Here is a 23905-nt window from a genome sequence, read left to right as displayed (position 1 = left end):
AAGTCCTTTAAAGAAGATTTTCTTTAAAGGACTTTTAATACTATACATTTGGCAATGTTTTTCCATATATACTTGTTAATTATTTTGTAGCACTTACTCCTGCTATTCTACCTGTTGTTGCAGCTATTTGAAGTGAAGATCCAGTTACATATACTCTACCATAGAAAGGTCTATTAGCCATTTCTCCTGCTGCAAATAATCCAGGAATAATATCTCCATTGGCATTTAACACTTCCATATTTTTTGTAGTTTTAACTCCACCCATTGTTCCCATTTGGGTAGCTCTAACTTTTAGTGCATACATTGGTCCTTCTCCTAATGGAACCATTAATTCTGGCTGCTTTCCAAAGTCTTCGTCTACACCTTTTTTAGCTAATTCATTGTATCTTTCAACAGTTGCTTTTAATTCTTCTGCATCCATTTTAGTTGCTTTAGCTAATTCTTCGATATTTTCACCTTTGAATAATATTTCCTTATTTCCTTCTAATTCTGGTTCTAACATTTGTGACATTGAACTATCAAAGATCAGAAAATAATCTACAATTTCTGCTAATGTTGTATTGTTATATAAAACTGAGTAAGGCGCATTTTCGTTTGAGAATCTTTCACCCTCTAGATTTACATATAAACCTGTAGTCCAGCTTAATCCATTTAATGCAGATTTACCCTCAACTGCTTGAGATCTTAATCCTATAATCCAATCTTCTTCATGGAAATCTGCCCCTACTTCTTCTGCCATTCTATATCCATCTCCAACATTTCCAACACCTGATACACTAATATGTTTAGCGGAAGTTGGCTCTACTGAATCCATCATTTCTGCATTTCTAGAAAAACCACCATTTGCAAGGATTACTGATTTAGCGTTAATAATGATTTCATTTCCATCTTTATCTTTGGCAATTACTCCAACTATCGCTCCATCTTTTTCGATTAGCTTAGTAGCTTCTGTATTTAATAAAACTTCTGCTCCTTTTTCTTTTGCACTTTCTGTTAAAGGTCCTGTTAAACCTGCTCCACTCTTTTGTTCGTTATCATGTAATCTATCTCTTGTTTCTGGATAAAATGAACTTGGTTTAACGAATTTTACTCCATTATCCTCAGCAAATTTAATTGTTTCTGGCGCTTCGTCAATTATCATTCTTACAAACTCTTTGTTAGGATAACCTTCTGGTGCTGGTGTCTTTGCTTGTTGTTCATACCAATATGCTTCTAATTCATCCTTTGTTTGGTCCATGCCATGCTCTTTTTGTATATGAGACTCTGCTGCAAGCATCGCTCCACCAGATAACATACTAGCTCCACCCGTAAAGCTCATTTTTTCAAGTAAAATTACATTTGCACCATTATCTACTGCTGAAATAGCTGCTGATAAACCTGCCAGTCCGCCACCAATAACTACTACATCAGCTGTTTTTTCAATACTCTGTGTATTCTTTTTATCATCTGCTGGAGTCTTATCACTTGTTGGTGCTTGTTGAGTACAACCAGCTAATAATGAAATTACTAACATACATGTAATAAGTACTGCTAATCTACTTTTTCTAAACATAGTATTTCCTCCTTAATTTTGTTGTTAATTTAACAATTTCCTCTATTTCACTATATAATTAAGTGTCGTCCCATTGTCAATACAATATTCGACTTGTTTTTTAGTAATAAAAATCAAAAAGCCTGGGTCAACCCAAGCTTTTACACGACATATTTTATGCATTTTTCTATTTTGTTCCAAGATATATTAAATGACAATATTCATTTCCTTTAACATAGGAGTCGTAAACTCCACCTCCATCAGCAGGCCCAGTTTCTTTAAATTCAACTTCCTTAATAGAAGATGATCTTAACATATTCAAAAGCTTCCCTTTATCGTAAAAACTCCTTATTTTATTAGGAATACCTTCAATATTAGTATTAGTTGAATTAAAGTAGGCATAAATACTTGCTAAATATCCACCAGATTTTATTAAAGGCAAAATTGTTTTTCCTAGGAGCATTCCATTTTTCTCTGCATGTAATTCTGTCGTAAAATTTTCAATGACTAAGTTAATAAAATTATCTACTAATGGCAATTCATCATAATTACAACAAAGGAAAACAAAATTATTATGATTATGATTAAGTTCTAAATTATTCTTCAGCTGATTCATTCTCTTTAAATCATAATCTATTAGTATATATATAGAATCCTTAGGTATATATGGTAAATATTGCATTAAAAAGAATCCACTACATTTCCCTAATTCAAGAATATATTTTTTATCAGCTATTTCAGATTCAACTAACCTAATTAGAGTCGCCATGCTTTTAAAAATAAAATTAATAAATTTAGACGAAGTTTTTTCATAATATGCTGCCTTTGTAGGAATACATTTATCCCTAATAGAATTTTGATCAACTATAATTCCATTTTCAACTATTAGACTATAATCACAATAGCAGGTAATTTTTCCAGAAATAATCATATTATTTTCTATAATACCTTCGGATAAATTTAATGAACTCTTACAATGTGGACATCTTAAGAAGCTTATCATTGTAAGCGGTATACCTAATATTATTTTGCTTTTTTCCTCCATTTCAAGCTCATAAATTTTACATTCTATATAATCCATGGTCTTTTCTATATCTTGCTGTTGGATTTTTATTTCCTCACGCTTTTTCTCAAGAAAATTTTTGAAATGATTTCTAAATTCTATTGTTCTATTGCTGTTAAACCTTTTATATGAAAGTATATTTTGAATTTCTATTAAAGAAAACTTAAGGCGCTTTAATTCTATAATTTCTTCCATATCCTTACTATCTTCTTCAGTAAAGTGATATTGAGCACCTATTTTTTCAGCTAAAAGTAACTGTATATCTAAGTAGTGACGTATCGTATCTAGGGAAACATTATGTTTTTTTGCGAAGGCACCAATTTTCATTTAAAAGTCTCCTTTTATAAAATATACTTATAGCATTTTCATATTTATTAGCTTATTTATATACTTATTATAAATGAATATTGATAAATTTTCTACAAAACACTATAATTCAATCCACATTATGTTGTTGTTTAATATCATTGAGTAGATTATAATATTGTTATCTCTAAAGAAATTATTATATAAGCAAAAGGAGAATTTTTTATGTCGAATTCAGAAAATAATAATCAAGATAATAACACTCCCGAGAGAAAAAAGATTAGCTTAAAAGAAGCTATGCAACAAAAACTAGCAAGTAAAAAGCAAGAACAATCCACGGGAAAGTACTCAGCTAATTCAGCAAAAAATAATACAAACATGAAAAGTCAGCTTACAAAAAAGCCAAATACACAGCGTAGAAAAATGGGTGAATAAATTGAAAAGTCTTTTAGAGTAATAATTCTCTAAAAGACTTTTCAATTTATAATAATCTATTTTATCTTATACTTATAAGGTTTTTTTATTAAGATAGACGAAATCTTATACTATCCAAATATACTATTAACAATTAATAATGAAACCAAACCTACTGCCCATGCAATAGTTGTTGTTACGGACCATACTTTAATCTGCTCTTTAGCTTCTTTAATTCCTAACATACGGTTTACTACCCAGAAGTAACTATCATTAAAGTAAGAGAATATTAGAGATCCTATACAGGCAGCTAACGCGGCAAACACAGGGTTAACATCTAATGTCGCAATAATTGGTGCAGTTATAGATGCTGCTGTAATCATTGAAACAGTTCCACTTCCTTGTATTAAACGCACTAGTGAAGCTATTATAAATGGAAGCAAAATAGGTGGTATATTAGTTGAAGCAATTAGATTAGCTATATGATCTCCTGCACCGCTATCTCTTAGTACAGTTCCTAAAGCTCCACCACCACCAGTAACTAAAATAATAATACCCGCTGATTTGATTCCTTGCTCCATTTTTTCTATAGTTTCTTCTCTAGTGCTTTTAGATGTTAGGCCATAAATTGCAACTAAAAGACCAATTCCTACAGCAATAACTGGCGCTCCTAAAAACTTAATAGCACTTATTCCTGTTCCTTCTAGCTTTAATGCAGTCGTAACAGTGCTTAACAAAATTAATATAACTGGCACTATTATAGGCGCAAAGGCCATGAATATTGATGGAAGTTCTCTATCATCCTTATCATGTTCAAAATTAGAGATTGATTTTTCATATTCAGGTCTAATCCATCCTTCACCATCTTCACTTGGAAGCTGATAAATTTTCTTTCCAAGCCACTTTCCATATAATGTTCCTGCAATAGTCATAGGAATAGCTAAAACCATACCCCATAAAATAATACTTCCTACACTTACTCCAAATATTCCAGCAACTCCTACTGGTCCTGGTGTTGGTGGAACAAGTGAATGGGTAATTACAAGTCCTAATGCTAGAGCTATACCTAAAGATACTACAGACTTTTTAGTTTTTCTAGAAATAGCCTTTACTAAAGGAGATAATATTACAAATCCCGAATCACAAAATATAGGTATTGAAACAATAAATCCAGTTATGGCTAAAGCCCATTCTTCTTTATCTTTTCCTAAGGCCTTAATAAAGGTTCTTGCCATCCTTTCTGCGGCTCCAGATGCTTCAAACAGCTCACCCATCATTACTCCAAATCCTATAATAATTCCTATACTACCTAAAGTTCCTCCAAATCCATTGGAAATAGAGCCTATAACACTTTCAGCCGGCATTCCTCCAATTAGTCCAGTAGTTGCCGCAGCAATAATTAAAGCTGGAAAGGCATGGATCTTTGTTTTCATAATCATAACAATTAATAAGAAAATACCAATTACTAAACCAAATATCATTTGATTACCTGATACCGCCACATCCATTACATATCCTCCTTACTTTTTATATTTATATACTAGTGATGGCCCATATATTTAAATCATCACTAGTATATTTTTTATTTTATAAATACAAAACTAACGATTAAAATTAGGTGCATACTTAGCTGCTAATAAAATAGCCTCTTCCATACTTACGGAACTAGCTTCTCCTGTACCCGCAATGTTAAAAGCAGTACCATGGTCTACAGAGGTCCTTAAAAATGGCATATTGTTAGTAATGGAAATTGTTCTTTCAAAATCTACCATCTTAGTTGCAATATGACCTTGATCATGGAATAGAGATAAAATAGCATCATAACTTTCCTTTAATCCAAAATGGAATACCGAATCTGCTGGTACAGGGCCGACTACATCTATTCCTTCTTGGCGAGCTATTTCAATAGTAGGCACAATTTCTCTTACCTCTTCATCACCAAACAATCCATTTTCACCACTATGTGGATTTAAACCTGCCACAGCTAACTTAGGATTTTCAATACCTAGTCTTGCCAATGCCTTTACAGATCTTTTTATATAATCAAGTACTCTATCCTTAGTTACCATATCACAAGCTTTTTTCAAAGATACGTGTCTTGAAAGGAAAAACACTCTTAAATTAAAAACTTGGAACATAGTTAAAGGATCTTCTGTATTTGTTAAATCTGCTAAAATTTCTGTATGCCCAATGTAATTAATATTACCAGCCTTTAAAGCCTCTTTATTAATAGGAGTTGTAGCAATAGCATCTACCTTCTTTTCAAGGGCTAGTTCAACAGATTTTTTAATATAATCAAAGGCAGCCTGTCCAGCCATGCCCTGAACCTTACCCATTTGTAAATTATCAATATCTACATTTTTTAGATCTATTAAGTTAAGTACACCTGAAACATAGTTTCCTTCCCTTACATCCTCTATTATATTGATATCTAAATGTGTGTTTGTAAACCTCATCGCTTGTCTTAGGGTTTTTTCATCCCCTACAACTACAGTCTTAGAAACCTTATTAACTTCTTCACTGCCCAAAGCCTTAACTACAATTTCAGGACCTATTCCTGCTGGATCACCCATAGGTACACATATATATGGTCTTGTCATTCTAAGCATCTCCTCTCTTTTTAGCTTCTAATATACATTACTTACTAATATTTAAATGATATTCATTAGAAATCTTTGTTAATAAATACTCTACACTTTTAACAAGGGCTGTAGAATCTCCAATAAGTCCACCCTTTGTAATAATAGGTGTGTTATCATACTCTCCATCGATTATTCTTCCATAGGCTGCAAGTGGAAGTACTTCATCCTTCACCTCTATACCTGAAGATTTAAACTCTTTACATACTGCAACAGTTACATCTCCTCCACTCGTATATAATCCTCCTATTGCAGCATCTTTTCTTTCCATAACTTTTTTAGCAATTTTAGCCAATCCATTAGAGATTCTTTGAGAAGCCTCATCCTCTGTAATTCCTAAATTAGTAGCATGTTCACTTAAATTTAGTACTTCATCTTCCCTTTGAGTAGTTATTACACCAACAATTTCATAGTTTTTAATATCATTAAATAGTTTTTCCACAACTCTATCAATTTCACTATTATAGGTGTCCTCATAAATTAGATCTTTAGCATTTACTGAAATTAATAATGGATTATACTTTAATCTAAGTTCATCTAATTGTTTTCTAGTAGTATTTGTTACACTCCCTACAACTAGCATTACTTTTCTTCCTGGTACTTTTATTGGCTCACCAATTAATTCTTTTGCTAAAGCCGCAGTAAATGGGCCTGGGTCTACTGCTATTACATTTAGCTTAGTAAGCTCAACAGCCTTTGCAATTTGAGATATGTCTTCATTCGTTGTAGCATCAATTACTATAATCCTATTACCTTTGCCCTTTTCTTCTAAAATAGATTCCCTTATGGAGTGAGCTCCCTTAAGGGTTTTGTCTAGTGGTATAAAACCTACTGAATATTTTGTTTGCTCTTTTATAATGTTTGGAACATAGGAATGATTAACAGGAGTCTTTGGATCCTTAGCTACGTCTGTTTTTTCTAAAGGTACGGAACTTACCATTAAATATCCTCCTACAGTTATCCTTGCCGAAGCAGGAAATGCAGGTACAACTATAGCTAGTTCTTGTCCGTTTAATTCATCCAATACTGCATCAATTTCTGCTCCTATGTTTCCACGTAGAGTACTGTCTATTCTTTTAGAAAATAGCCCTACTTCTTTATCTTTAAAAAACTTAACTATATTATTTACACTAGAGTAGGCTTCTTCCTTTGAAATTCCCCTACTATCTGTAGTAGTAGATATAACATCGAAGTTATCTTTAGCCTCTTTATAATGATTATCCAGATTTAAAAAGGTGGCTGTCTTAAATCCTTGTCTAGCTAAAAGCACTCCTGTAGCATTTGCCCCAGTTAGGTCATCGGCTATAATTACTACCTGTAACATCTAATCCCTCCTAATGCAATTATTCTTTCCCTAATATTTTTAAAAATATTAAAGACCTTTTTAGTACATTTTTCTAAACTAGCTTTACTTCCACATCTAGGTTCTTAAACTCTTGTCGTATTTCATCATCTATACCAGTATCAGTAATTATTAAATCTAGCCTACTTAACGAACATATCTTAGCAAAGCTAACCTTTCCAAACTTTAAACTATCTGCTACTAATATCGCCCTTTCAGCACATTTAATTATTTCTTTTTTCCACTGAGCCTTATCCATAGTTGGAGTTGTAATTCCCTTTTGTATATCTATAGCACTGGCTCCTACAAAGGCAATATCAGCATTAATATTTTGTAAAAACTCAATTGTAGTATTTCCTAAACAAGCTCCCGTATCCCTTTGTATAATTCCACCTGTACAATATACTTCTATCCCATCATATTTTGAAAGAAATGCTCCAATCATAAGATCATTGGTAATAATCTTTAAATTTTTAATATCTACTATACCTTTGGCAATTTCCATATTTGTAGTTCCAGCATCTAAAATAATTATGTCTCCTTCTTTTACTAAGGAGCTAGCATACATACCGATCCTTTGTTTTTCTTCTATATTTTGTTCTGCCTTCTTTGTATAAGGAATCTCTTTTGTTAACAAATTGTGTAAAACTGCGCCTCCATGAGTTCGTGTAATTAACTTATGTTCCTCTAAATGCTGAAGATCTCTTCTTATAGTCATTTCGGATACTTCTAGTATCCTCGCTAAATCCTCTATAACGACTTTGCCATCTCTATTTAACAGCTCTATTATATGGTTTCTTCTCTCTGCCTGAAGCATATTATCCTCCTATTTGTTATATTGTAACAACTTTTATGTTATAATTAGTTGTTTTATGTTCTATTATGTTAATTATATGTTTTATTTTTTATTTTATCAATATATATTTAAACTTTAACAAAATAAAAAGTCTTTTAAAGAATATCCTCTTCAAAAGACTTTTAATCTAAAATACAATTGATTGCTCTTATAACTATATATTTTTTCTATAGAAATTTAAAAAATACCTATCTCTTTTGTATAGTATATAATCTAAATCTTTATAGAACCAATTCTTATTATTTAAATATACTATAGTATACTATATTTCTATAGTATACACATAACAGTTTAAAGGAGGAGATTAGTTATGTACTATCAACAACGCACATGCCCTACTGGAACAACTCCGTATACTATTAGAGCTGGAGATACATTTTTTGCAATATCTAGAAGATTCAACGTGTCACTTGATGCCCTAATAGCAGCTAACCCTGGTGTTGATCCAGATAGGTTGTTTATTGGTCAAATAATTTGTGTACCAGGACCCACTCCACCACCTGTCAGTCCATGCCCTACTTTAAGACTTGGTAGTAGAGGTCCTTCTGTTACTCAGCTTCAACAGCTTTTAAGAAATGCTGGTTATGATCCAGGACCTATAGATGGTATTTTTGGATCTAGAACCCAAGCAGCAGTTATGGCTTTCCAAAGAGATATGCATATTGCTGTAGATGGAATAGTAGGTAGACAAACTTGGACTGCACTTGGTGTAAATTGTGGTATTACACCACCACCAACTACTTGCCCTGCTGGAACAACCCCTTATACTATAAGAGCGGGAGACACTTTCTTTAGCCTTGCTAGAAGGTTCAATACAACAGTAGATGCAATAATAAGAGCTAACCCGAATGTAAACCCAGATGCTCTAAGAATCGGTCAAATAATTTGTATACCAAGAGCTTAAAATACAATAATCTAAAAAAGAGCTTGTATTTTAAGCTCTTTTAGAAGAGACGGTCTTAAAACCGTTAACTGTCGGATAAAACAAAAGCTATAGTGGATTAAGATTACTTTTTTAATCCACTATAGCTTTTAAATTTGTATATATACGATTAAAAAACTCTTAACTTACAGATAATAAACTAAATATTAATAGGACAAAAAAGAATTTCTATAAGTAACATGTCCCAATGGAGGAGAATAAATTGAGAATTGCTGATAAGTCTATAGATAGGTTTCTACATGATATTGCTACTAAACCCCGTACTCCTGCTGGAGGGAGTATAGCTGCCTTATGTGCTGCTTGTGCGGCTGCTCTTACTGAAATGGTTGCCAGGCACACAATCAATAATAAGGATAAATCCATAGACGTGCTAGATTATATGGATGAAGTGATACAAATATGTTCTGTTTATAGAGAAAACTTTCTAGAGGATATGGATAGAGACACAAAAGCCTATAAGGATGTCATAAACGCTCTAAACACTACAGAAGAGAATAGAGAGGAATGCTATAAAACCTCAATAAATATACCTTTAGAAATAACTCATAGAGTGTTAAATATGATTGGTATTATTAATAAAATCATTAAAGAAGGTAATGATTATTTAGTAACTGATGGAGCAGCAGCTTTACTTATTGCAAAAGCTACTATTACTTCTTTAATATATCATATAAAATGCAATCTAATTTATATAAAAGACAAAGATTTTTTTAACAAGATAACCAATGAGTTAGAATTGATAGAAGAACAAATAAAATAGTTGCTGAAAGAAATAAGCTTACAGCAACTTTTGTGGATTATTGGAAACTTATAATTACCGTAGCTTTTCTTCAGCAATCTTTCTTTCTTCTAATCTTTTTAAGACAGATTCTCGTATTAATGAATAAAGTACTGAGAACAGTGGAATATTCACAAGCATTCCAAGTACCCCCATTGTACTGCCTCCTATAGTTACTGCAACTAATACCCATATTGATGGTAAACCCACTGAGTTGCCTACTACACGAGGATAAATTATATTCCCTTCTATTTGTTGAAGAGTAAAGAAAAGCACAATAAACCATAATGCTTTAGTAGGATCAACCATTAAAATAAGAAATCCACCTACGGTAAAGCCTATAAAAGATCCAAATATAGGAACAAGTGCAGTAAATCCTATCAATATGCTAATCACTAAAGCATATGGAAAACTAAATATAGTCATAACAATAAAGAAAAGAGCACCTAGAATAACTGCTTCTGTACATTGGCCAGATAGAAAGCTGGAAAAAATCTTATTGCATAGACTACAGATAGAAATAACTTTATCTGCTTTTTCTTCAGGTAAAAAAGAGTATAGTATTTTCTTTGACTGACGTCCAAGTTTTTCTTTTTGTAATAAAATATAAATAGAAAAAACAAAACCAATAGAAACTTTGATAATACCACTAATAATAGATGTAGCTACACCTACAGTTGAAGTCAAAAAATTGCCTGCACCCTTCTGTAAAAAATCAAAAATTGTTTTACTAAGTTTATTCCAGTCTACCGTTAAATTCATAACCCAATTAGAAATTTCAGGGAATTCAACAACCCAATTCTCAGCCCAGCTTTGAGCCTGTATAATAAAATTAGGTATGGTATCTTTTAAAGTACCAAAGGTATGCACTAATTCTGGAATAATTAAAAACATTACTACAAATACAACTCCTACAACTAAAAGTATGGTAATAGCAAGGCTAGCAGGGCGTTGTAGCTTTTCGCTTAATTTATAGTTATTTTTTATATTCTCCGTAAATAGCTTCCTTTCAATAAACCTTAAAGGAACATTAAGAACAAATGCAATAAAAGCACCAATTAAAAACGGTGAACAAATTGTAAGAATTATTTTTAAAGAACTAATAACCTTTGAAATATTTTGAAGTCCTACAAATAAAAAAATTGCAAAAGCTACAATTCCGATAATCTTTTTGACAATATCCTTGCTTAAATCCATATAAATTCCTCCTGATTTATTTCCTCAATAACTAAGAGTTCCGATACTCAATCTAACTTAGTCTTTATTTACCATTATATACCCGTTGTTTTAAAAAATATATAACAAAAATACCCCTTAGACGTAGGATTACTCCCTTATCTAACGAGGTATCTCTCTTTAACAAGCTAATCTTAGCCATTTCCCCAGTTGGTATAGCTCCTTATTCCTTATCAACCATATTAGTAATTTTATTTGTATTTCGAGATAACTGCTTATACAGCTCTTGTGCTAAACCTATACCTTGTCCTTTAGACATGCTTTGTGCCATCTGCTCGTCTTGCATATCTTCAAATATTTCTCTAGCATAGCTCTTTTCTGTTAAGCCATCTGTCTTCATTCCACTTCTCGCTTGTTTTAGTATCATATTTATAAAAATACTCTCAAATTCCTTGCAAACCTCCATAAGTTTTTGAGGATCATCTGTTTGTCTTATGTTAGCTGTTTTATCTATTTGACTTAGTGGGTTTATTGGATTCATATTAATCATTTTTTCACCTACCTATTATCTTCTTAGGTTATTCGCCATACCTAGCATTTCGTCTGCCGTCTGTATGGTTTTAGAGTTAATCTCGTAGGCTCTCTGTGCTGTAATTAAACGCACCATTTCATCTACTATTTGTACATTGGAGGTTTCTAAATAATATTGCATAATATCACTAGTTCTTTCTTCTTCCTCCATATATAGTGCTTCACCAGAAGCTGCCGTTTCCTTATATAGATTTTTTCCTACTGCTTCAAGTCCTTCATTATTAATAAACTTAGCAAGGGCGATAGTAGCAATTTCTTCGATTTCTCCATCTGGAGTTTCAGCGGTAATAAGTCCACTTTCGTTTACTGTAATATTTTTCATACCTTCTTCAAAATATATAGCATCATCGAAGTCAGATACTACAGTATATCCATCTGAAGTTACTAGTCTCATTTCATCAAATTCTACACTTAGCTTAAAATTCCCATCTCTAGTATAGAAACGATTCCCACTTGGGTCTTCAATTACAAAAAAACCCTCCCCACTTATACCCATATCGAAGGGACTATCTGTTTTTTCTAAATTGCCTGTAGTAAACATTCTGCTAGTAGCAACAGGCATTACACCATGACCTACCTGTAAATTTACAGGACTACCCTGTCCATCGTTTAAATTAGTAGTTCTTAGATTTGCATATAATAAATCCTTAAATTCTACTTTTTGTCTTTTATAGGATGTTGTATTTACGTTAGCTAGGTTGTTAGAGATTGTATCCATATTTAGCTGTTGGGCCTTCATACCAGAAGCCGCTGTCCATAAAGCTCTCATTGTTTTTCCCCCTTATTATAAATGTGAAGAACGCATTATTCTCTACAGTTTTCCTACCTCATTTGCTGCTTTTTGTAGCATATCGTCGTAAGCCTTTACTACTCTATTGCTAGATTCGTAGGACCTCATTATATTTATCATATTTATCATTTCATTTATAGGATTAATATTAGATCCTTCTAAAAAACCTTGAAGTATTTCACCTTCAAAAGGTGTTTCCTCTATTTCTAATCCTTCTCTTACTACATAGTAAGACTGTCCGTGCTTATCAAGATCATTAGCATTTGAAACATTAATCATATCGAATTGATCTACTACTTGTCCATTAGCAATAACTTGTCCTCTTGCACCAAGCTGAAAATCCGTATCAGCTAGTGTAATAGGACCATTTTGACCTAGTAACGGGTAGCCCTCAGATGTAACGATTTGTCCATTTTGACTTAGAGTAAAGCTTCCATTTCTAGTGTACATTTCCCCTTTAGGAGTACCTACTTTGAAAAAACCACTTCCATTTATAGCAAAATTTAAGTTGTTTCCTGTTTCATCTAATGTTCCTTGTATAAAGTTAATATGTGTTCTTTCAAATCTACGTCCACTGTTAATAGTTCCAATAGTATTAGTTGCTGGCCTATGTATTAAATCTGCTACTACAGCTCCATTAGCCATTAGTTGCCCTGTTTCATTTATATCAATATTGTTATTTCCTACCTGAATTCTTCTACCTTGTCCATCTAAAACAAAGTTTCCTTCAGAAGTGTCTATTTGCCCTTGAATATTGCGGCTATAAGTCCTTAAATACCCATTTTCATCTACAGTAAATTTAAGCTCCCTACTATAGCTCGTTCCCATTGGACTGTTTACTGTAAAAAATCCTCTTTCTGTGGCTAATTGAAATCCTTCTCCATCCCTACTTACTTCTAATTTACCATTCAGCTTGACAGGCTCTGTAGGTAATTGTCCATTTATTTTTTTTATTAGGGCCTCTGGAAATGTTTCTGATATCATAACATCCTTTTTAAATCCAGTGGTATTCACATTAGCCATATTGTTTGATGCGATATCCAACATCTTTTGATTAGTTTGCATTGAAGATACAGCTGTGTATAGTCCTCTAAACATATTTTCACCTCGTACTTTAATCTATCTAATATATTATCGGATTGAGCCATACTTTTCTATAGGTCTTTTTGCTTCTTATTAATAGATGTCTATATAATTAGTACCAAATACCTATAAAAATATAGGCTAGGACATTACGTCTTAGCCTTTAACCCTGATCCTACTTATAACTATTTTTAGCACTTTGACTTCTTGCCAACATTTCTAAAGAGTCTAATGCACTGCCTGTTCCCTTAGCAACACAGGAAACTGCCTCTTCTGCAATATACACCGGAATACCAGTTCTCTTTTCTATAAGTTTATTAAATCCCCATAAAAGAGCACCACCACCAGTCATAACAATACCTTGGTTAGCGATGTCCGAAGCTAGTTCCGGTGGAGTTTTTTCTAATACACTATGTACGGCATCGGCAATAGTAGCTACAGATTCTTCTAATGCTTCTAAAATTTCTTCACTGCTTACTTTTATATTGACAGGAAGACCAGAAACAAGGTTTCTTCCTTTCACATCCATAAAAACTTGTTGTGCACGAGGATATGCTCCACCAATATTAATCTTAATATCTTCGGCAGTTCTTTCACCAATCATAATATTATGACGTTTTCTCATGTAACGGGTAATAGCTTCATCAAATCTATCTCCTGCTACTTTAATAGAAGTACTTACAACTATTCCTCCTAATGATATAACCGCAATATCAGTAGTTCCACCACCTATATCTACTATCATATGTCCATTTGGCTGTGCAATATCTAGACCAGCTCCTATAGCAGCTGCAATTGGTTCTTCTATTAAATAAGTTGTTCTTGCGCCTGCCTCGTTGGTAGCATCAATAACAGCTCTCTTTTCAACCTCTGTAACTCCACTAGGAACACATACAATGATCTTAGGTTTAAAAAATAATTTTTTACCAATTGTTTTTTGAATAAAGTATTTTAACATTCTCTCTGTTACATCATAATCTGAAATAACCCCATCTTTTAAAGGTCTAATAGCAACTATGTTACCAGGTGTTCTACCTAACATTCTACGTGCTTCCTCTCCTACAGCTAGCACTTGATTAGTATTTTTATCAATTGCCACTACGGAAGGCTCCTGTAAAACGATTCCCTTTCCTTTTATAAATACCAAAACACTTGCGGTACCCAGATCTATACCAATATCCGCACCAAAACCCAACATTATATTACCCCCCAATTTCATATAATTATTTAAATTTTGTATATTATACTTTTTAATAATTCTATCATTAATTTTACCATTATACTACAAAAAAAGACATTGTTTTCAACTATATCTTATTCTTTATAAATGTAAAAATACCTTCTTTATTTACATAAATTTCATAAGTTTATTTTAAAATTAGAAAACACAAAAAGACCTCCCTTACGAGAGGTCTTTTTTAAATTTACTAATAGCTAATAATTCTTGTTTTATCTTATCTTGTTTATTGATTTATATTTCATCTTCGTAGCTTTGCCACCTCTTATGTGTCTTTCTGCCTTATTAGCATCAAGTATATCTTTTACTTGATTAGCCATTAGAGGGTTTATCTTAGGAAGTCTTTCTGTTACGTCTTTATGGACTGTACTTTTGCTTACCCCAAATATGCGAGCTGTTTGCCTAACGGTAGCTCCCTCGTTAATAATGTAGTTAGCTATCTCTATAGCTCGCTTCTCTATGTAGTCCTTCACAGCATTAACCCCCCTCTATCATAGCGTCTTAATCTATAATATGAGAGGAATTAGCAATTTAGAATTACTTATTTAATTTACCTAAGTATATTTGTGGATCTATAAACTTATCATCTTTAAGTACTTGAAAATGTAGTACTGGACCTTCTAAAGTTTTGTTGGATGCTGTTTTACCAACTCCACTAATAGTTTGCCCCTTTTCAACTTGGTCTCCCACCTTAACCATTGCATCTGTAGACAGATTGCTGTATCTTGTAAGCATATCATCATTATGTTTAATTGTAATAGTAATTCCCATAATAGTATCATTAATAACCTCTACTATTTCACCATCAAGAGCTGCCTTTACTGGTGATCCTTCTGTGGCCTGAATGTCTATTCCCTTATGAGTACTCCATTGATCTAGGGTTTTATGATAAACTAAGTGATCGTCTGCAAAAGGTAATGTTAATTTTCCTACTACTGGAACTATCATACTTACACTAGCTGAAGCTTCTTCGCTAGCTTCTGGTACAGCTGTTTCTTCCAATTTTTCTTCTTTATCACTATCTTTTTGGATATCTTCTTTATTGTCTTTACCATCTTGCTTTACTTGATTCTTTGGAGTATCAGAAGATTTTTCATCTTCTTCTACTGGTTTTCCCTGACCAATTTTCCCTGTTTCCTGTGCATCATCAGTCTCTTCTACAGCTTCATTGTCTTCCACTAAGGTTACCTCTGGCTGCATGTCTTCCTCAAATGGATTAGTGGGACCTTCACCAATGAAGTAATCTTCCTTCTGGTTATTGACCCAAATGGCTGTAGCAGCAATGATAGCTACACATAGTATTAAAATAATATAAAATCCTTGTTTGTCCATAATTTGATAAAGGGACTTTTTTTCTTTTTTATTTCTGTCATTGTTATTGTTATTTTCTAATGACATAGATCCCACCTCCTTTTGTTATTATGACCACTTAAAAAGCTTCTATACAAATGAGATGGGATTTTTTTAAATTTTTTATGATACTAATTATTCTTAGTACTACGAACTAGTTAATAGACTAGATTATGGTAAAATTTTAAGCAGTGTTTGCGATGAATAGATACTGCAATAGTATCCTGAGTTACTTTACTATTTGTGACTCTTTAATACACTTAGAGTAACTCCTTGGTAATAATGTTTTAAAATATCACTAAATGTACTACCTTGTTTAGCCATTCCATTGGCCCCCCATTGGCTCATACCTACTCCATGACCATAGCCTTTTGTAGTAAAGTGTATATCCTTACCTCTAATATCGACAGTAAAGTTGGCCGATCTTAGTTCAAATAACTCTCTAACTTCCCTACCTGTAAACTCCTTATTACCTATTTTAATTTTCTTTATATTGCCTCCACTACTTCTTTCTAATATATTTATTTCGGAGGCAATTTTCTTATCATCAACCTTCAAGTCCTTATATTTCCCTTTAAGCTTTGATATAAAATCCTTTATAGAAATTTTGTATTGATCTACCAACACTGGAGACCCTTCTTCATAGGGACTGGACACACTTCGTAAATATGGGACGGCAGTAGTAAATACATCTTCTGAGTTTTCTGTACGCCCTCCACTCGTAGAGTGATATAGTGGCTCAATAGGCTTCATATTGTAAGTCATAATAACTCCCTTAGTAGACATTACTGCATCTTCTATTTTAGGCAAATATTCTTTTATCCATTTCTTACCATGTCGTTCTCTAAGTTCTTCCAGAGATAGCCACTCCTGACAATGGAGATGACTCGTGCATAGAATCGCTCCAGGATGATCTGGATTTCCTGCCTCTACATATGCACTTCTTTTCCAAATGGCATAAGTTCTGGCAGCCACAGCTTGAGCCTTTAGAGCTTCTATTTCAAAGGCAGCTGGCGCCTCTCCAGCAACAACTCCTATAATATATTCTTCTAGTCCTAGCTCCATAATTTTGTCTGTATCGTGGTTATATACTGCTACAACTAAGTCTGACTCTACAATTTTTTTCTCTATAGGCTTGTCTCTATTTGGAATAGATATATCACAGCTAGTCACTATAAACATTGGCATAAATAGAGTCACAACTACAAAAAAAATAATTCCCCAAAAAATACCCTTCATCTGATACAACCCCTTATCGTCTAGTATAGTATAAGGTATATGTGGGGAACCAAGTTTTTAGAACTATAAAATAGGTGCCAGTCATTAAGTTATCAACTTAATGACTGGCACCTTAGCCTACAATTAAAACTTAAGCCAATTCTTCTTCCTCTTCTAAATTTTCTTCTCTATATATATTAGCTCCTAGAGATCTTAACTTTTCCTCTATATCTACATAACCTCTATCAATATGATAGGTATTTGTAATCTCTGTTATTCCATCTGATACCAATCCTGATAAAATCAAAGCAGCTCCAGCTCTTAGGTCTGTAGCCTTTACTGGTGCCCCTAGTAAAGCTTCTTTGCCTTCTATAATAGCGCTACGGCCTTCTATCTTAATATCTGCGCCCATTCTTTTTAACTCGCTAACATGCATAAATCGATTTTCAAATACAGTCTCAATAACTATGCTAGTACCCTCTGCTACGCTCATTAATGCCATGAATTGGGACTGCATATCTGTAGGAAATCCAGGATAAGGCATAGTTTTAATATCTACAGCCTTCGGCCTGTTTTTTCCTATAACTCTTATGCCGTTACCTTCTTCCATTACCTCCATATTACATTCCTTTAGTTTTGCAATAACAGGCTTCAAATGGTCTGGTACAACATTATCTACTAAGACATTTCCTCCTGTAATAGCTGCAGCTATCATATATGTTCCTGCCTCTATTCTGTCTGGAATAACGGAATGTACAGCTCCTCCAAGATTTTCTACTCCATTAATTTTAATAGTATCCGTACCTGCACCTTTAATATCCGCTCCCATTTTATTTAGAAAATTAGCTAAGTCTGTAATCTCTGGTTCTTCTGCTGCGTTTTCAATAACTGTTTGTCCTTCTGCTAATACAGCAGCCATCATAATATTTTCTGTAGCTCCTACGCTAGGAAAATCTAAATAAATTTTACTACCAATTAATCTTTCTGCTGTTGCTTCTACAAAACCATAACCTAATGTAATCTCTGCGCCTAAGGCTTTGAAGCCCTTTAAATGAAGATCAATAGGTCTTGTGCCAATAGCACATCCACCAGGCATGGAAATTCTTGCCTTGCCCATTCGAGCTAAAAGAGGTCCCATAACTAGAAAAGATGCTCTCATCTTTCTAACTAGCTCGTATGGTGCTTCTATTTCATCTATGTCATGTGCCATAACTTCTATTTTATCTCTTTCTAAACGCTTTATATCTGCCCCAAGGCTTGATAATACTTCGCAAATTACATCTACATCTCTTAAAGCTGGTACTTCTTCCAAAACACACTTTTCAGTAGATAACAAGGTAGCTGCCAATATTGGCAAAACAGCATTTTTAGCTCCACTTACACGAACAGTTCCTTGTAATGGTCTGCTTTTTTGAACGATAATTTTTGACAATGCTTCTTCCTCACTTTCTATCACGATTGAATATAAGCATTTTACTATTTACTATTATTTAATAAGCTGTAGTAATCAGAGGATTGGCAATCCACAAATAGGTTTTATCTTCGTATTCACTGTATCTCATAGCCAACTGAAGGTTTACACTTCTGCCCCCGTAGTTAATAGAGGAAGAAATTAATGGGCTATATGCAGTAATACTGGTAAAAAGTTCATCTTCCAAAACTTCTATCCTCTTAGCTTCTAAAAAACTAAATATTTCTTCCTGTTTTTGGTTTTCCTCAGCTTTAGTAAGCATACCTAAATGTGCCCCTGTTAAGTTGATTGTAGTTTGTATTTCACTTGCGTATTTCTCTAGTATATTTTCCACTTGATTACTAATATCCACTATTTCTTTATATCTTTTATTTTCAACTATGTCAACAATAATATACGTTTCAGACTCTCCCACTATTTGGGTACTAAGTAGTTTTATTACGGTAACATTGCCTTCTTCATTAGGTACAAATGTTATGATTTCATTGTATCCTTCATCTTCTACTCTTTGTTCTAAAATAGTTTCAGCCTCAATATCCAGTGGATCTTCAAAATAATCCTTATGTCCATATTCCTTTACTTCATCCATATTAATCCTTACTACTTCTCCATTTATATTTAAAGCATCCATTATCTCTATTTGTTTTTCTTCAAGTTCTTCCATAGTAAGAAATGTATTAGGAATAAAACCTGATTTATTTATATTAAATTCTTCCATCTGAAATCCACCAATTTCTATAGCCTGTAAAAGTAGCGATTCTTCCTGTAATAAATCTGTATCTATATTTTTAACAGGCTGGGCTGATGAGTTATATAAAATTCCTACAAGTAAAATAAAAATAAGTCCGAGTAAAGAATATCTTCTCATAATGTATTTCCTCCTTATTAAATCTAATAAAAAGGAAAGTTTTAAAATTGTAGTATGATGTTAAAGGGGGACGAAAAACATCTATATTACAACCTAAAACCTTCCCTCTGTCTTTAATTATTGACCCAATAAAAGGAGACTATACATTATTTTTTTAAATTATACACTTATAATTATATGTTGATTTATCTTGTATCTATGCCTATTACTTTTTACAAATAGGGCACTTTGCGCCCATGATTCTATCTAAAAGCCCAAACTTTTTAAATCTTTTACTAAACTTAGGCCATTTAACACTTACCTCTTTATAACAATCTCCACATATTTCCTTATCATTAGTTTCTTTAAATCTTGCAGGTACTTCTTTTATTTCTACCTCTACATTTTCCCTTTCTACGGCTTGGCGGCTCACTACTACAATGCCCATTGATTCTTCACTATTAGTAGATATAGTTTTGAACTCCTTGCTTGTATCCTTAGCTAGTTTCATGTATTTAGACATTACTTCCATAGGTATCTTTTGATTTACTATAATAATTTCTGCCATATTATCCTTTAAGGCATCTTCTACGTAGTTTTGTGCCTCAATCATAGAAGATTGCTCCATAGTTAATCCTAATATGACTCTTTCTCTAAACTCTCCTAGCCATTTCCGTTTTTCATCAGGCTTTATTTGTGGTGTACCACCTATAGCATATTCTATCGTTTTCTCCAATTCACTTTTGTCCATCATTGATGCTCTCTCCTCTTGTTTTAAATGCTATGTTATTTATTATACCCTTCATGCATTGTTTTACAATATAACAATATGATAATATGATAAAATAATTCGTTTTTAAACTTATTAAAGGTCTTCCAATTCTATTATACTTGAATTTTAAACAGTTATCAAAAATTTCAAGCCCTAAGAATTCATGCTAAATTTAAAGTACTCAAAATATTACTGACCTTCTACTTCTTTAGGAATCTTATATTGTTAAAAATTTATACTTTCTTAGACAAGGAAAATAGGATATAATATTTTTATGTGACTAACTATTATCCTCCTAGGAGGTGGGAAGAATGTTTAAAATAATGACTAAAGCAGATAAAATATTAATTGTTTTTATTTTGGTAGCTAGTATAGCTAGTATTTTTGCCATACCTACATTACTAACAAGTGCAGGTTCTGAAAAACAAGTAGTTGTAAATATTGACGGTAAGGAAGTTGCTCGTTTTACATTAACAAATACTCCCGAATCGGAGTTTAAAGAGATTCCTTTTGAGGTTAGGGGAAAAGAATATAAAGCACGGTTTGAAATGAAGGATGGTAAGGTAATGCTCCATAGACTACCAGACGAGGTAGTGCCTTTAAGTATTCATAAAGAAATGGGATGGATTAGCGAGTCATATCAGATGATAGTGGCTCTTCCTATTAAGATGTATGTAACTGTTGAAGGTGCTACAGTAGCGGATGATGATATGTTTGATATTATAGTACAGTAAGAAATAGAAAAGTGAGATTGCATATGCAATCTCACTTTTCTATTTCTTTTCATCTGCTACGTCTAATCTGTTTAGAGCCTTCTTAAGAGCTATTTCTGCTCTTACTTTATCTATATCGCTTTTACTAGCAGCAAGGCGTCTTTCTGCTCTTTCTTTAGCTTCTTCTGCCCTTTTAACATCTATTTCATCTGGCCACTCTGCGGAATCTGTTATAATTCTAGTATAGTCTGATTCTATCTGTATGAAACCTTCAGAAATAGCAGCTTCTTTAAACTGTCCATCCTTTTTGATTCTAATTTTTCCAATTTTTAGAGGAGCTACCATAAGCATATGATTTCTCATAATCCCCACATCACCTTCTATAGTTCTAACGATGGTCATTTCTACTTCATCATCATAAAACATACGACTTGGTGTAACTATTTGGAGACGAAATGTAGATGCCATATGATCACCTACTTCCCTTTAGCTTTTTCTACAGCTTCATCAATTGTTCCTACAAATAGGAAGGCTGACTCTGGAATATCATCATGCTTCCCTTCTAATATTTCTTTAAATCCTCTAATTGTTTCCTTAAGTGGAACGTATTTACCAGCCATACCGGTAAACTGTTCTGCAACACTGAATGGTTGAGAAAGGAAACGTTGGATTTTTCTCGCTCTAGCAACTGTTAATTTATCTTCGTCGGATAGCTCGTCCATACCTAAAATAGCGATAATGTCCTGTAGCTCCTTATATCTTTGAAGTACTTCCTGTACCCCTCTGGCTACTTTATAATGCTCTTCTCCTACAATAGCTGGATCTAGCACCCTAGAACTAGAGTCTAGTGGATCTACGGCAGGATAAATACCTAACTCGGCAACTTGACGTGAAAGTACAGTTGTTGCATCTAAGTGAGCAAAAGTTGTAGCAGGTGCTGGGTCAGTTAAGTCGTCGGCTGGTACATAAACTGCCTGTACAGAAGTGATAGAACCTTTCTTAGTAGAAGTAATTCTCTCTTGAAGTGCTCCCATTTCTGTAGCTAGTGTTGGTTGGTATCCAACGGCACTAGGCATACGTCCTAATAAGGCAGAAACCTCACTACCTGCCTGTGTAAATCTAAATATATTGTCAACGAATAAAAGTACGTCTTGACCTTCATGATCTCTAAAATGTTCTGCCATAGTAAGTCCAGTTAAGGCAACACGCATTCTAGCTCCTGGTGGCTCATTCATCTGTCCGTATACAAGGGAAAGTTTATCAATAACTCCTGATTCAATCATCTCGTTATAAAGATCGTTTCCTTCCCTAGTTCTTTCCCCTACTCCAGCAAACACAGAAAGTCCACCATGCTCTTTGGCGATATTGTTAATAAGCTCCAGAATTAATACAGTTTTACCAACACCAGCACCGCCAAACAAACCGATCTTTCCACCCTTTAAGTAAGGTGCAATAAGGTCTACTACCTTAATTCCAGTTTCTAAAATTTCTGAAGAAGTTGCTTGTTCTTCAAAACTTGGTGCTTGTCTATGAATAGGTGCATTAAACTCAGAATTAACTGGCCCCTTTTCATCAACCGGTTCTCCTATTACATTGAAAATTCTACCTAAAGTTTCCCTACCTACTGGAACAGTGATTGGACGTCCTGTATCTTTTGCGTCCATGCCACGAACAAGTCCGTCTGTAGAGTTCATGGCAACACAACGAACCGTATCATCTCCTATGTGTTGGGATACTTCTACTATAATTTTGCCATCTGGTCCTTCAATCTCAATAGCGTTTAATAGATTTGGTAGATTTTCTCTGCTGAATCGTATATCTACAACCGGTCCAATTATTTGTACCAGCTTACCTACATTTCCTTCAGCCATATAATCTTACCTCCTTATCTTTTAACTCAATGCTTCGGCTCCTCCAACGATTTCTGTAATCTCTTGGGTGATAGATGCCTGTCTTGCACGGTTATATTGTAACTGTAATTTATCTATCATTTCTTCCGCATTATCTGTAGCACTTTCCATAGCTATCTTTGTAGCACTTTGATAACTAGTAGCAGATTCTACAAGAGCTCCATAAATAGTGCTATCTATATATTTAGGAATCAAATAGCTTAAAACCGCTTCTGGAGAAGGTTCATAGCTCATAAGTTCCCTTGATTTTACCTTTTCTTTTTTAGTTTCATCAGCCTGTGACTCTAAAGGCAAAAGCTTAATAACCTTTGGATTGTAGCTAATAGTGGTTAAAAATTCTGTATACACTAAATATACTTCATCAACCAAACCCTGTTTATATAATTCTACACTTAGTCTTCCGATCTTTTGTGCATCTGAGTAAGTAGGGTCTTCAGAAATATGGGTAAACTCACCATCTAAATCATAGTTTCTTTTTCTAAAGTAGTCTCTTGCCTTTTGTCCAATAGATATTACGGATACTTTATCCTTTTCCTTCATATGCCCAGTTGCTGCTTTAATAACATTGGCGTTGTAGCCTCCAGCTAATCCTCTATCCGCGGAAATTACAATATATCCAGTATTTTTGACTTCTCTTGGAGTAATAAGCTCATGCTTTACTCCTTTGGTACTGGATATTATATCACTAACAGCATCTCTTACTGCATTAAAGTAGGGTCTTGTCTTTTCTAGACGTTCCCTTGATTTTTTCATTTTAGAAGAAGCTACTAGCTCCATAGCCTTTGTAATTTGCTTTGTACTGTTAACACTCTTAATACGACGCTTAATATCCCGCATTCCTAATCCGGCCAAACCTTTTCACCTCCTGGGATTAG

24 protein-coding genes are annotated in these 23905 nt (G+C 33.5%); 4 read left to right on the top strand and 20 right to left on the bottom strand.

Annotation, left to right across the window (positions count from 1 at the left end; all coding sequences use genetic code 11):
• Window positions 1-79: 79 nt before the first annotated feature.
• The gene (locus tag KQI88_RS09345; RefSeq protein ID WP_216416591.1) at window positions 80-1552 is read right to left on the bottom strand and encodes an FAD-dependent oxidoreductase; all 1473 of its coding nucleotides are present in this window, start codon (window positions 1550-1552) and stop codon (window positions 80-82) included.
• Between the two features lie 166 nt (window positions 1553-1718).
• The gene (locus KQI88_RS09340; RefSeq protein ID WP_216416588.1) at window positions 1719-2921 is read right to left on the bottom strand and encodes a MerR family transcriptional regulator; all 1203 of its coding nucleotides are present in this window, start codon (window positions 2919-2921) and stop codon (window positions 1719-1721) included.
• A 204-nt stretch (window positions 2922-3125) separates the two neighbouring features.
• Between KQI88_RS09340 and KQI88_RS09335 the strand changes: the two genes are divergently transcribed.
• Window positions 3126-3335, top strand: coding sequence for a hypothetical protein (locus tag KQI88_RS09335; protein WP_216416585.1), 210 nt, complete (start codon window positions 3126-3128; stop codon window positions 3333-3335).
• A 110-nt stretch (window positions 3336-3445) separates the two neighbouring features.
• Here KQI88_RS09335 and KQI88_RS09330 read toward each other — a convergent pair whose 3' ends face one another.
• The 4 genes from KQI88_RS09330 to KQI88_RS09315 form a co-directional block, all read right to left on the bottom strand.
• Window positions 3446-4822, bottom strand: coding sequence for a GntP family permease (locus KQI88_RS09330; protein WP_216416583.1), 1377 nt, complete (start codon window positions 4820-4822; stop codon window positions 3446-3448).
• 93 nt (window positions 4823-4915) lie between these two features.
• Window positions 4916-5914 carry a 4-hydroxythreonine-4-phosphate dehydrogenase PdxA gene (gene pdxA, locus KQI88_RS09325; protein ID WP_216416580.1) on the bottom strand — a complete coding sequence of 333 codons (999 nt, stop codon included), beginning with the start codon at window positions 5912-5914 and terminating at the stop codon, window positions 4916-4918.
• A gap of 37 nt (window positions 5915-5951) precedes the next feature.
• A complete protein-coding gene (locus KQI88_RS09320; protein WP_216416577.1) occupies window positions 5952-7277 on the bottom strand; it encodes a four-carbon acid sugar kinase family protein in 1326 nt (441 codons plus the stop codon).
• A 73-nt stretch (window positions 7278-7350) separates the two neighbouring features.
• The gene (locus KQI88_RS09315; RefSeq protein ID WP_216416574.1) at window positions 7351-8112 is read right to left on the bottom strand and encodes a DeoR/GlpR family DNA-binding transcription regulator; all 762 of its coding nucleotides are present in this window, start codon (window positions 8110-8112) and stop codon (window positions 7351-7353) included.
• 349 nt (window positions 8113-8461) lie between these two features.
• On the opposite strand from KQI88_RS09315, the gene KQI88_RS09310 reads away from it, so the two are divergent.
• Together KQI88_RS09310 and KQI88_RS09305 are read left to right on the top strand one after the other, a co-directional pair.
• Entirely contained in the window at window positions 8462-9055 is a 594-nt protein-coding gene (locus KQI88_RS09310) for a LysM peptidoglycan-binding domain-containing protein (RefSeq protein ID WP_216416571.1), read from the top strand.
• A 241-nt stretch (window positions 9056-9296) separates the two neighbouring features.
• Window positions 9297-9854, top strand: a complete 558-nt coding sequence (locus tag KQI88_RS09305; RefSeq protein ID WP_216416568.1) for a cyclodeaminase/cyclohydrolase family protein — start codon at window positions 9297-9299, stop codon at window positions 9852-9854.
• Between the two features lie 54 nt (window positions 9855-9908).
• Here KQI88_RS09305 and KQI88_RS09300 read toward each other — a convergent pair whose 3' ends face one another.
• The 11 genes from KQI88_RS09300 to KQI88_RS09250 form a co-directional block, all read right to left on the bottom strand.
• A complete protein-coding gene (locus tag KQI88_RS09300) occupies window positions 9909-11069 on the bottom strand; it encodes an AI-2E family transporter (protein ID WP_216416565.1) in 1161 nt (386 codons plus the stop codon).
• A 202-nt stretch (window positions 11070-11271) separates the two neighbouring features.
• Window positions 11272-11598, bottom strand: coding sequence for a rod-binding protein (locus KQI88_RS09295; protein WP_216416562.1), 327 nt, complete (start codon window positions 11596-11598; stop codon window positions 11272-11274).
• 15 nt (window positions 11599-11613) lie between these two features.
• Window positions 11614-12408, bottom strand: a complete 795-nt coding sequence (gene flgG / locus KQI88_RS09290; RefSeq protein WP_216416559.1) for a flagellar basal-body rod protein FlgG — start codon at window positions 12406-12408, stop codon at window positions 11614-11616.
• Window positions 12409-12450: 42 nt separating this feature from the next.
• Entirely contained in the window at window positions 12451-13527 is a 1077-nt protein-coding gene (locus tag KQI88_RS09285) for a flagellar hook-basal body protein (protein WP_216416557.1), read from the bottom strand.
• Between the two features lie 160 nt (window positions 13528-13687).
• Window positions 13688-14710 carry a rod shape-determining protein gene (gene mreB, locus KQI88_RS09280; RefSeq protein ID WP_216416555.1) on the bottom strand — a complete coding sequence of 341 codons (1023 nt, stop codon included), beginning with the start codon at window positions 14708-14710 and terminating at the stop codon, window positions 13688-13690.
• Between the two features lie 251 nt (window positions 14711-14961).
• Window positions 14962-15222: a sporulation transcriptional regulator SpoIIID gene (spoIIID, locus tag KQI88_RS09275; protein ID WP_212380794.1), complete on the bottom strand. Its 261-nt coding sequence runs from the start codon at window positions 15220-15222 to the stop codon at window positions 14962-14964.
• 64 nt (window positions 15223-15286) lie between these two features.
• Complete coding sequence (locus KQI88_RS09270; protein ID WP_216416553.1) at window positions 15287-16147, bottom strand: M23 family metallopeptidase; 861 nt, start codon at window positions 16145-16147, stop codon at window positions 15287-15289.
• Between the two features lie 189 nt (window positions 16148-16336).
• Window positions 16337-17338 (bottom strand): stage II sporulation protein D, encoded by a 1002-nt coding sequence (gene spoIID / locus KQI88_RS09265; protein ID WP_216416551.1) that lies wholly within the window; start codon window positions 17336-17338, stop codon window positions 16337-16339.
• A 130-nt stretch (window positions 17339-17468) separates the two neighbouring features.
• Window positions 17469-18749 (bottom strand): UDP-N-acetylglucosamine 1-carboxyvinyltransferase, encoded by a 1281-nt coding sequence (murA, locus tag KQI88_RS09260; RefSeq protein ID WP_216416549.1) that lies wholly within the window; start codon window positions 18747-18749, stop codon window positions 17469-17471.
• Between the two features lie 58 nt (window positions 18750-18807).
• Complete coding sequence (locus KQI88_RS09255; protein WP_216416547.1) at window positions 18808-19656, bottom strand: YwmB family TATA-box binding protein; 849 nt, start codon at window positions 19654-19656, stop codon at window positions 18808-18810.
• A gap of 205 nt (window positions 19657-19861) precedes the next feature.
• Window positions 19862-20389 (bottom strand): YueI family protein, encoded by a 528-nt coding sequence (locus KQI88_RS09250; protein ID WP_216416544.1) that lies wholly within the window; start codon window positions 20387-20389, stop codon window positions 19862-19864.
• 329 nt (window positions 20390-20718) lie between these two features.
• Between KQI88_RS09250 and KQI88_RS09245 the strand changes: the two genes are divergently transcribed.
• Window positions 20719-21141 carry a NusG domain II-containing protein gene (locus tag KQI88_RS09245; RefSeq protein WP_216416541.1) on the top strand — a complete coding sequence of 141 codons (423 nt, stop codon included), beginning with the start codon at window positions 20719-20721 and terminating at the stop codon, window positions 21139-21141.
• 39 nt (window positions 21142-21180) lie between these two features.
• Here KQI88_RS09245 and KQI88_RS09240 read toward each other — a convergent pair whose 3' ends face one another.
• Genes KQI88_RS09240 through atpG form a run of 3 tightly spaced genes read right to left on the bottom strand, consistent with a single transcriptional unit; the run spans window position 21181 to window position 23882 of the window.
• Complete coding sequence (locus tag KQI88_RS09240; protein ID WP_216416538.1) at window positions 21181-21588, bottom strand: F0F1 ATP synthase subunit epsilon; 408 nt, start codon at window positions 21586-21588, stop codon at window positions 21181-21183.
• 8 nt (window positions 21589-21596) lie between these two features.
• On the bottom strand, window positions 21597-22991 hold the full coding sequence (atpD, locus tag KQI88_RS09235; protein WP_216416535.1) for a F0F1 ATP synthase subunit beta: 1395 nt from the start codon (window positions 22989-22991) through the stop codon (window positions 21597-21599).
• 21 nt (window positions 22992-23012) lie between these two features.
• Window positions 23013-23882 (bottom strand): ATP synthase F1 subunit gamma, encoded by an 870-nt coding sequence (atpG, locus tag KQI88_RS09230; RefSeq protein ID WP_216416530.1) that lies wholly within the window; start codon window positions 23880-23882, stop codon window positions 23013-23015.
• Between the last annotated feature and the right edge of the window lie 23 nt (window positions 23883-23905).

Origin of the sequence: Alkaliphilus flagellatus (assembly GCF_018919215.1) — a bacterium.
In the GTDB taxonomy this organism is placed as follows: Bacteria; Bacillota; Clostridia; order Peptostreptococcales; family Natronincolaceae; genus Alkaliphilus_B; species Alkaliphilus_B flagellatus.
Note: the sequence above shows the minus strand (reverse complement) of the source record. Positions and strands in the feature narration are given on the sequence as shown.

Coding starts and splice junctions, on each gene's coding strand:
- KQI88_RS09255 (WP_216416547.1), bottom strand. CDS start 19,656: ATGAGAAGATATTCTTTACTCGGACTTATTTTTATTTTACTTGTAGGA.
- KQI88_RS09300 (WP_216416565.1), bottom strand. CDS start 11,069: ATGGATTTAAGCAAGGATATTGTCAAAAAGATTATCGGAATTGTAGCT.
- KQI88_RS09285 (WP_216416557.1), bottom strand. CDS start 13,527: ATGTTTAGAGGACTATACACAGCTGTATCTTCAATGCAAACTAATCAA.
- KQI88_RS09310 (WP_216416571.1), top strand. CDS start 8,462: ATGTACTATCAACAACGCACATGCCCTACTGGAACAACTCCGTATACT.
- KQI88_RS09250 (WP_216416544.1), bottom strand. CDS start 20,389: ATGATGGACAAAAGTGAATTGGAGAAAACGATAGAATATGCTATAGGT.
- KQI88_RS09345 (WP_216416591.1), bottom strand. CDS start 1,552: ATGTTTAGAAAAAGTAGATTAGCAGTACTTATTACATGTATGTTAGTA.
- flgG (WP_216416559.1), bottom strand. CDS start 12,408: ATGAGAGCTTTATGGACAGCGGCTTCTGGTATGAAGGCCCAACAGCTA.
- atpD (WP_216416535.1), bottom strand. CDS start 22,991: ATGGCTGAAGGAAATGTAGGTAAGCTGGTACAAATAATTGGACCGGTT.
- KQI88_RS09295 (WP_216416562.1), bottom strand. CDS start 11,598: ATGATTAATATGAATCCAATAAACCCACTAAGTCAAATAGATAAAACA.
- mreB (WP_216416555.1), bottom strand. CDS start 14,710: ATGTTGGGTTTTGGTGCGGATATTGGTATAGATCTGGGTACCGCAAGT.
- KQI88_RS09240 (WP_216416538.1), bottom strand. CDS start 21,588: ATGGCATCTACATTTCGTCTCCAAATAGTTACACCAAGTCGTATGTTT.
- spoIID (WP_216416551.1), bottom strand. CDS start 17,338: ATGAAGGGTATTTTTTGGGGAATTATTTTTTTTGTAGTTGTGACTCTA.
- KQI88_RS09315 (WP_216416574.1), bottom strand. CDS start 8,112: ATGCTTCAGGCAGAGAGAAGAAACCATATAATAGAGCTGTTAAATAGA.
- pdxA (WP_216416580.1), bottom strand. CDS start 5,914: ATGACAAGACCATATATATGTGTACCTATGGGTGATCCAGCAGGAATA.
- KQI88_RS09335 (WP_216416585.1), top strand. CDS start 3,126: ATGTCGAATTCAGAAAATAATAATCAAGATAATAACACTCCCGAGAGA.
- KQI88_RS09320 (WP_216416577.1), bottom strand. CDS start 7,277: ATGTTACAGGTAGTAATTATAGCCGATGACCTAACTGGGGCAAATGCT.
- KQI88_RS09330 (WP_216416583.1), bottom strand. CDS start 4,822: ATGGATGTGGCGGTATCAGGTAATCAAATGATATTTGGTTTAGTAATT.
- KQI88_RS09340 (WP_216416588.1), bottom strand. CDS start 2,921: ATGAAAATTGGTGCCTTCGCAAAAAAACATAATGTTTCCCTAGATACG.
- KQI88_RS09245 (WP_216416541.1), top strand. CDS start 20,719: ATGTTTAAAATAATGACTAAAGCAGATAAAATATTAATTGTTTTTATT.
- KQI88_RS09270 (WP_216416553.1), bottom strand. CDS start 16,147: ATGTCATTAGAAAATAACAATAACAATGACAGAAATAAAAAAGAAAAA.